7 protein-coding genes and 4 pseudogenes are annotated in these 7,158 nt (G+C 69.6%); 5 read left to right on the top strand and 6 right to left on the bottom strand.

Translation table 11 applies throughout. The features are described from left to right. Window positions 1-148: 148 nt before the first annotated feature. The 3 genes and pseudogenes from IE252_RS42595 to IE252_RS44500 all read right to left on the bottom strand — a co-directional run. Window positions 149-814: a CBS domain-containing protein gene (locus IE252_RS42595; RefSeq protein WP_190094895.1), complete on the bottom strand. Its 666-nt coding sequence runs from the start codon at window positions 812-814 to the stop codon at window positions 149-151. A gap of 91 nt (window positions 815-905) precedes the next feature. Continuing rightward, window positions 906-1,100, bottom strand: a pseudogene (locus IE252_RS42600) (DUF4389 domain-containing protein); the annotation flags it as partial. Further along, window positions 1,081-2,102: pseudogene (locus IE252_RS44500) on the bottom strand (DUF4158 domain-containing protein); the annotation flags it as partial. The pseudogenes IE252_RS44500 and IE252_RS42600, both read right to left, overlap by 20 nt. Before the next feature lie 425 nt (window positions 2,103-2,527). On the opposite strand from IE252_RS44500, the gene IE252_RS42610 reads away from it, so the two are divergent. Then, window positions 2,528-2,929: an integrase core domain-containing protein gene (locus IE252_RS42610; RefSeq protein ID WP_190094896.1), complete on the top strand. Its 402-nt coding sequence runs from the start codon at window positions 2,528-2,530 to the stop codon at window positions 2,927-2,929. A gap of 54 nt (window positions 2,930-2,983) precedes the next feature. Then, window positions 2,984-3,136, top strand: a complete 153-nt coding sequence (locus IE252_RS42615) for a hypothetical protein (protein WP_190094897.1) — start codon at window positions 2,984-2,986, stop codon at window positions 3,134-3,136. On the opposite strand, the pseudogene IE252_RS43855 reads toward IE252_RS42615, so the two are convergent. Next, window positions 3,122-3,367 (bottom strand): annotated as a pseudogene (locus IE252_RS43855) (IS110 family transposase); the annotation flags it as partial. The gene IE252_RS42615 and the pseudogene IE252_RS43855 overlap by 15 nt on opposite strands. 243 nt (window positions 3,368-3,610) lie before the next feature. Between IE252_RS43855 and IE252_RS42620 the strand changes: the two are divergent. Both IE252_RS42620 and IE252_RS42625 read left to right on the top strand, forming a co-directional pair. Then, window positions 3,611-3,769: a hypothetical protein gene (locus tag IE252_RS42620; protein WP_190094898.1), complete on the top strand. Its 159-nt coding sequence runs from the start codon at window positions 3,611-3,613 to the stop codon at window positions 3,767-3,769. 24 nt (window positions 3,770-3,793) lie between these two features. After that, window positions 3,794-4,378 (top strand): hypothetical protein, encoded by a 585-nt coding sequence (locus IE252_RS42625; RefSeq protein WP_190094899.1) that lies wholly within the window; start codon window positions 3,794-3,796, stop codon window positions 4,376-4,378. 525 nt (window positions 4,379-4,903) lie between these two features. On the opposite strand, the gene IE252_RS42630 is transcribed toward IE252_RS42625, so the two are convergent. Beyond that, a complete protein-coding gene (locus IE252_RS42630) occupies window positions 4,904-5,413 on the bottom strand; it encodes an RICIN domain-containing protein (RefSeq protein ID WP_190094900.1) in 510 nt (169 codons plus the stop codon). A 303-nt stretch (window positions 5,414-5,716) separates the two neighbouring features. On the opposite strand from IE252_RS42630, the gene IE252_RS42635 reads away from it, so the two are divergent. Beyond that, window positions 5,717-6,742: an ArsR/SmtB family transcription factor gene (locus IE252_RS42635; protein ID WP_190094901.1), complete on the top strand. Its 1,026-nt coding sequence runs from the start codon at window positions 5,717-5,719 to the stop codon at window positions 6,740-6,742. Window positions 6,743-7,056: 314 nt separating this feature from the next. Here the strand turns inward: IE252_RS42635 and IE252_RS42640 are convergent. After that, a pseudogene (locus IE252_RS42640) lies at window positions 7,057-7,158 on the bottom strand (IS5/IS1182 family transposase); the annotation flags it as partial.

Here is a 7,158-nt window from a genome sequence, read left to right on the forward strand (position 1 = left end):
AGCGCCGACGGCGCACCGGCCGCCGCGCCGCCGGACCTGTCCGATTTCCGGCCCATCGTCGTCTCCCTCTGTCCGTCCCGCGCCTCCACGCCAGGGTGCGGCAGAGGTGCACGGCCCGGGAGGGGCCGATCAGCCCTTGTCGTGTGGGCTACCGGGCCGAAGGCGGCGCGGTGAGCTCGCACGTGACGCCCACCACCCCTTCGACGCCCTGTGCCAGGTGCGCGGCGACCGGGACGAGGCCGCTGTCGCGCACCGCGCCGGAGAGGGTCACGACGCCTTGCGCGACGCTGACCTGAACGTTCCGGTGCGAGAGAGGGAAGAGGGGGACGACGACCTCCTGGCGGATCTGGGCCGCGAGGTCGTCGTCGGAGCGCAGGAACACCTTGAGCAGGTCACCGCGGCTGACGATGCCCTCCAGTGTTCCGGTGGCACTCACGACGGGCAGTCGCTTGACGTGCTTGCCGGCCATGAGGCGCGCGGCCTGCGGCAGCGTCGCCCCGGCGGCGATGGTGACGGCGGGCGAGGTCATCAGCTCGGCGGCGCGTGTCGAGCCGGCCTTGGCGGTGTCTTCCTGCCGGTGCAGCTGCTCGATCAGGCCGAACCGGTGTCCGCGCAACTCCTCCTTGACGAGGAGGTCCGCCTCCGAGACCACGCCGACCACTCTGCCTTCGCCCTCGATGACGGGCAGAGCGCTCACTTTCCACTCGCGCATGGCGGCGACGATCTCTTTGAACTCCGCGTCCGCCGTGACCGTGACGACGGTCCGGGTCATCACATCGGCGACGGTGTACCTGTGGGTCTGGGTGGTGGTCATGGGTGCCTCCGGTCCCTCCCCACCAGCCTGCTGCCTGGCGGGCTCGGGCGCGAGGGGCCGATGGGGCCCTCGGCGGGGCCCGGTTGGTCTCCTAGGGCGCCGGTGCCTCCGCCGCGTCCGGTTCCCGCTCCGCGCCGCCCATGTCGAGGCGGAACGGCGGGTACTCGTCGGTCATGAGCGACGCGTAGGCCGCGACGCGCAGCACCCAGCGGCCCAGCCCCGTCACGAGGTCGAACAGATCGCGTGGATACGCGCGGGTGAAGGCCAGCACGACCGCCGCGACGAGATGCCTTCTCCAGCCTGGGCAGCGTCGACAGCCTGTCGTTGTTGGTGGCCCGCTTCGCCGTACTGATCAGCTTGACCTGCATCAGGAGCGCGAACAGGTCCAAGGCATCGTCGATCGCCGCCGCCTCCAGCGACCGGACCACCGCAGTGACCACCGCCGTGCGCTTCGGCTCCGGGGTCCGGGCCAGGTTCGGGGCCTTCGAGCCCAGCCCGTTCCTCGCCAGCGCGGCCAGCCGGTTCGGCGGGATCTGCTCGACCTTCACCCTCCCCAGGCGGAAGGCCGCGATCTCATCCACCCGCTCCAAAGCACCCTTCATCGCGTTGCCGGTGGTCCGCGTCGGCGCCCGGCGCATCCGCTCCAGCTCCGAGAGCCGCCTGCCCTCCGGCACCTCCAGCAGCGCGACCAGGTCCCCGGGCAGCGAGACATCCGCCCGCCGGGCCGCGTTCGCCACCGTCGCATACAGCCGCTGCTCGGCGACCGAGCGGACTTCCGCGACCTGCCGGGCCAGCACGCTCACCCCGGCAGCAGCACCCGGTTCCGGCGCAGCCAGTGCACCGACTGATTGAACAGCGCCACCGGCCCCTCGGCGGTCGTCCACGCCCGACCGTGCAAGAACGTCCGGAACAACCGGCCCCACCCAGGGTCTTCGTAGTGGTGGTAGCCGTAGGCGTCCCGGATCTCCCACGCGTGCTGGTACGCCGTCTTCAGCCGCTCGGTGTACTGCTTGATGCACGAGACGTCTCCGATGCCCAGCTCCTGGCGGAGGTGCTCGATGGCCGGCCACGGCACCGCAAGCGGGTCCTCCAGGAACAGCCCGACGTAGCGCACGGTGCACATCTGGAGCGCGAACCCGAGCCGGTTCTGATCCCCGCGCCGCTTGCCGATCAGCGCACGGTCGACGTCATCGAGATAGAAGAACTGCTCCAGCTCGGGCCGCGTCGGCTTCTCGGCGAACTTCCCGTACGCCTCGGCCTGCTCATCAGTCAGAAATTCCACCGGCACGGCCGGACTGTAGCCCCGCTCCGCCCCGAACCACCGAGCATTCGCCGAACCCCAGCAGACCCATAGACCACTGTGCTAGACGGCAAGATCAGCCCTTAGCGCCAATGACTGTTGCGTTGTTCCCCGGAGCCGGACAAGTGCCCGGGGACCGTTATGGCTGGCCGTGCTGGTCGTTGATTTCGTTACGTCTCGGCGTGAAGCTTCCCGCCTCTGCGTGATGTTGTGCAGGATGGACGTGGGCGCTGACCCCGGGCGGACGGGCAGCCGGGGCGGAGCCTCGCTGTGCCTGATCAGCTGGCGGCAGGTGCGGTCGCTTGCCGTGAGTGGTAGGTAGTACGCGGCTGCTGGTGCTGTTACGGCTGTCCGTGCTGGTGTGTGGGGTTGTTATGGCTGGGCGTGAGGCTCCTCGACGGCGCGCAGTATGCGTGGTCGGCCAGTCTGCCGCAGCAACCGCCGATCATCTGCGGACCGACCTGGTAGCCGACGCTCTCAAGATGGCCTTTCGGCAGCGTCGTCCTGTCCGTCCGGTGATCTTCCACTCGGATCGCGGCTGCCAATACACCAGCCAGCAATTCGCCGCTCTCGCCGATGAGTTGGGCATCCGCCTATCCGTCGGCCGCACCGGACAATGCTGGGACAACGCCCTCGCCGAGTCCTTCTTCGCCACCATCAAACGCGAATTGCTCGGCACCACCGCCTGGCCCAGCCGGGCCATCGTCCGCACCGCGATCTTCGACTTCATCGAAGGCTGGTACAACTTGCACCGACTGCACAGCAGCCTCGGCTACCGCAGCCCCGCTGACTACGAGACCGCCCTCGCGGCCTGACCACCACACCGATGGTGTTCGTCAAAGCGGAACAGGCTCAAGGGGCAGCGCGGCGTGGATGCGTTGTGCCGTCTGCTGCGGGCAATCGGGCGTCGGCTCGGCAAGCCGGTGTTGCTGAGCCCGGAGTCTGATCCGCTCCACCCGGTTCTCGGCTTCGACGTCGAGGCCGACCGTGTGCTGCCGCTGGGTGGCTCACAGGTCATGTGACCGCCGTTGGCTGCGACTCGTGAAGGTGCTGTCGCGGAGCATCGCGAAGAGGACGTCGGCCCGTCGTCGCGCGAGACAGAGGAGGGCTTGGGTGTGGTGCTTGCCCTGGGCGATTTTCTTGTCGTAGTAGGCCCGTGATCTGGAGTCGGACAGTGCGGCGAACACGGACAGGAAGAACGCCCCCTTGGGCTGGCGACCTTGGACACACGGACATCGACCTCCAGACCTTCGTCGGCCTCGACGATGTGGCGCAGCCACAGGAAGGCGACCTCGTGCTCGCGGCCGGTGGCGGCGAACTGGGCGAGCCCGATGGACTTGTCGCGGATGCCTAGCAGGGTGTTGGGGACGGCGAGCACGGCGGTGCGCAGGTATGTGTCGGCGGTCACGATTTTGGTCCTGACCGCAGTTCTGTGAAGCTCATGGTGATCCACAGGCCCTGTTCTCGGCTTCGGTCGGCCCTGCCGCAATCCGGAGATGACCAACGATGCCGGGGGTGTCCCCGCAGAACTGCCTGATGCCGCCGTGGTGCTGGCAGATACCGACTGGGAGGGCTTGGAGCACGCTATGGGGCCGGCCGGGGATACGCCTCAGATGCTGGCCGAACTCCTCGACAACGACCAGCGTGTGAGGTAGGAGGCACTGGATCACCTGCACTGCGTGGTGCACCACCAGAACACCCTGTACGAGGCGACGGTCCCCGCCGCGCTCTACGTGGCCGCGATCCTCGGCGACCCGCGCACCTGCCTGCCGGTCGACGAACAGCCCAACGGCTTTCCCGGCTCTCTGCGCGCCGCACTGCTGGGCTGGCTCGGCGCGGCCAGCGACGAAACTGCCGTGACCGGGCGCCGTATCGGCTTCCCGCCGGAGGAGTACCCTCCATTCGTCCAGACCTGTCAAATTCGGCCCCTGCTCTACTCCGCAGTCGTGGCCTTCCTGGAGGACCCAGACCCACACGTCCGCGAAGCGGCAGTCGCTGCCTGTATCCCGCTGCTCGACGACACACGCCTCAAGCATCACCGAGAGAAGCTGGTGCCGCTGCTGCGGGACCCGCTGGCCGCGAGTGAGCTCTGGCAGTACCGCGAACGGGCGATCGAGACCCTTGAAGCATGGGGCGAGGACATCACGGGCCTGCAGGTGAAACGAGATGCCTTCGCGGTCTGCGATCCCCAAGGCCCCACCCCAACGGCGACGACGGCGGGACCCCGATCCCCCTGGGTCCGCGTTGACGATCTTCTGTTCTGACCAACGCCGAGCGCCCGGCGAAGATTTGGTTCAGGCCGCGATTCCGGATGCCGTTGGTGATCTTCGCGCGTCGTGGTGAAGTCCCGGGGTGAGGGGTTCCGTTGGGCAGGGCTTCGTGCTGCGCTGGGCTCGGCGGGGTGTTTCGAGCGGCTGGAGGTGTGACCACGATGTCCATGGGGTCAGGCTCCGGACGGGTGGTTCCTTCGCTGACAGCGCGGATGGCCCGGGCGAGCAAATCCGCGGGGCACGGTAGCGATGTGGGTGCGCGACCGGCTGGACGAGCTATTCACGGTCGAGGACTTCACGGACTGGTATCCGGTCGACGGGCGGCGAGGGCTGTCGCCGGCCTGTCTCGCGTTGGTCTCGGTGCTGCAGTACGCGGATTGCTCTGATGGTCGACCGGCTCGCGGCCGCGGGCCTCCCAAAACGCGGTGAGCGGTGCCGCGGGGGAGTCGGGGCCAGGCAGGAGGAGGGCCCCCTCGCGCCGGTGCGGCGAAGGGGGCCCTGGGGGGTGGTGCGCTGCCGTCAGCGGTTCCAGATCTGGGTGGAGGCACCCGTGCAGACCGACTGGCGCACCTCGCGGCGGCTGCCCGAGGGGGCGCCGCCGTCGTCCAGGCACAGCCCGCTGGCCACGTTCTTGATCAGGGCCGAGGGGCCGCCCAACTCGACGAACTCCCAGCGCTGCTGCGAGATGTTGTTGCAGGGCCGCTGGACGACCTGGGTGCCGGGCTGGTTGCTGTACGCCTCTATGCACTTGTTGGAGTGGGACGCCTTGAGGAAGGTCGTCGGGTTGTCGAGCTGGAACTCGAGGATGAATCTCTGGTGCGCCTTGGCGTTGCAGCTGAACTGCTGCAGCACGGTGTAGTCGGCCGAGGAGCCGCCCTGGACGTCGAGGCACTTACCGGTGGCGGCGTTGTGGAGGTAGTACTGGCCGGACACTCCCGCGTGGGCGGATCCGGCGAAGACGGCGGTCGTCGCGAGGGCGGCACCCACGGCGACACCGGCACGGGTGGCGAACGAGCTGCGGAGCTTCATAGCGGTGATCTCCTTGCAGTGGTACGGACGTTGACGGAGGAGGACCAGCCACCTCGCGGTGCTGTCCTGACGTTCCCCTTCTCGGCCGCAGTCTTACGGGCTGCCGGGCCGCGACTCAAAGCCCTTCGATGCCCATCGAATCCAGACATTTCATGGCCAGGTGCGGGAGTTCCGGTCAGATGATCCACGGAGCCGGGTGTTCCGCGCCGGGGCCGCCTACCGTGATCACACGCCCAGGTCGGCCACCCCGGCCGGGGCCGCCGTGCACGCCCGCCGCCCCGCCGCATGTCTGGAGGAACGACGGTGTTACGCCTGCACTTCACTGCCGAGGACCTGCTGCGCGTACGTGTCGCGACAGCACCGGACCCGCTCGCCGAGACCGTACTGAGCCTTCCGCTGCTCCAGACCGAACGCTCGGGCCGGGCGGCGGACGCGGCCCTGTCGGGCTGGCGGGCACGTACTCGGCGCGGTCTGCGCCCCGAGATGCGGATCCTGCTGGAACTCGCCCCGGCGGGATCGGGCCAGTACCTCCCGGAGGCGTTCACCCACGCCGCGGCCAGTGATCTGACGGCCAGCCTGGACCACACCTGGTCCCTGCCGAGGCGCCAGTGGACGGCGGACTGGCGGGCCACCCGGCTGCTGCGGCCCCGCGCCCCGGCATGGATGCACGCCCTGCACCACGGTGACCGGACCTGGTCGGACCTGGTGCGGCGCCAGCTGCACGCGTACCACGCGATGGCCATCGCCCCTTACTGGGGCCAGCTCCTGGCGGCCGCCCAGGCCGAGCGCAGCGAGCGGGCGGTGACGACGATGGACACCGGTGTCGAGGGCCTGCTGGGCAGCCTGCACCCGGAGATCGGCTGGTCGTCGAAGACCCTGTCCCTGCCCTGTGACGTCGACCTGGACCTGCGGTTGCGCGGTCAGGGGGTCCTGCTGGTTCCCACCTTCTTCTGCGCCCGCCCCCTGGGCCTGATCGACAACGCCGATCCGGACCGCCCTTTCGTCCTGCGGTATCCGCTGGCGCGCTCGCTCGGGGACAGCGCGGCCGTGGTGGAGTCCGGCACGGCCGCGAGGGGCGAGGGGCTGACCGCGCTGCTCGGCGCGACCCGCGCCCGTACGTTGCGGGCGGCGCAGAATCCGGCGGGGACGGCCGAACTGGCCCGCCGCGTCGGCACGTCGGCGGCGACGGCGAGCCATCACGCCTCGGTCCTGCGCGCGGCGGGCCTCCTGACGACACGCCGGGACGGCCCCGGAGTCCGCCATGCCCTCACCCCGCTCGGCGCCGCCCTCCTCGGCGGCGGCCCGCCGCACGAGGCCGCGCCGAGCTGATCCCACCTTCCCCGTCCTCCTCCGCCGGGCCCCGCTGAGAGGTGCTCCGCGGTACGGCGCGGGCGCATGGGCGGCGGCGCGCCGCCTGCCCCCGCTGGCCGGTCACCGTGCTCTGGCGCCACAGCCGCTGGTGCATGGCCCCGCTCTACAGGCGTACGTTTGCCACGGCGCCCAGATCACCCGCTGGCCGGGGTGCCACCCGGCCATCCGGGCGTACACGGATGGCACCTGCCTGTCCCGGCCGCCTCTGTCACCAGCGCATGCCGAGCTGGTCGAGGTCGTTGCTGTCGAGAATCAGTGAGCCCTTTCCAACTTCACCCTGAACAGGTCAGATGAAGGGTGAGGATGGCCTGGACGAGGCTGGTAATCCGGGTGGTCGAGCAGCGTAGTTTGCGGAGGAGTCGCCAGGACTTGAG

The sequence above is a fragment of the Streptomyces melanogenes genome (genome assembly GCF_014649795.1).
In the GTDB taxonomy this organism is placed as follows: Bacteria; Actinomycetota; Actinomycetes; order Streptomycetales; family Streptomycetaceae; genus Streptomyces; species Streptomyces noboritoensis.

Coding starts and splice junctions, on each gene's coding strand:
- IE252_RS42630 (WP_190094900.1), bottom strand. CDS start 5,413: ATGAAGCTCCGCAGCTCGTTCGCCACCCGTGCCGGTGTCGCCGTGGGT.
- IE252_RS42595 (WP_190094895.1), bottom strand. CDS start 814: ATGACCACCACCCAGACCCACAGGTACACCGTCGCCGATGTGATGACC.
- IE252_RS42620 (WP_190094898.1), top strand. CDS start 3,611: ATGACCAACGATGCCGGGGGTGTCCCCGCAGAACTGCCTGATGCCGCC.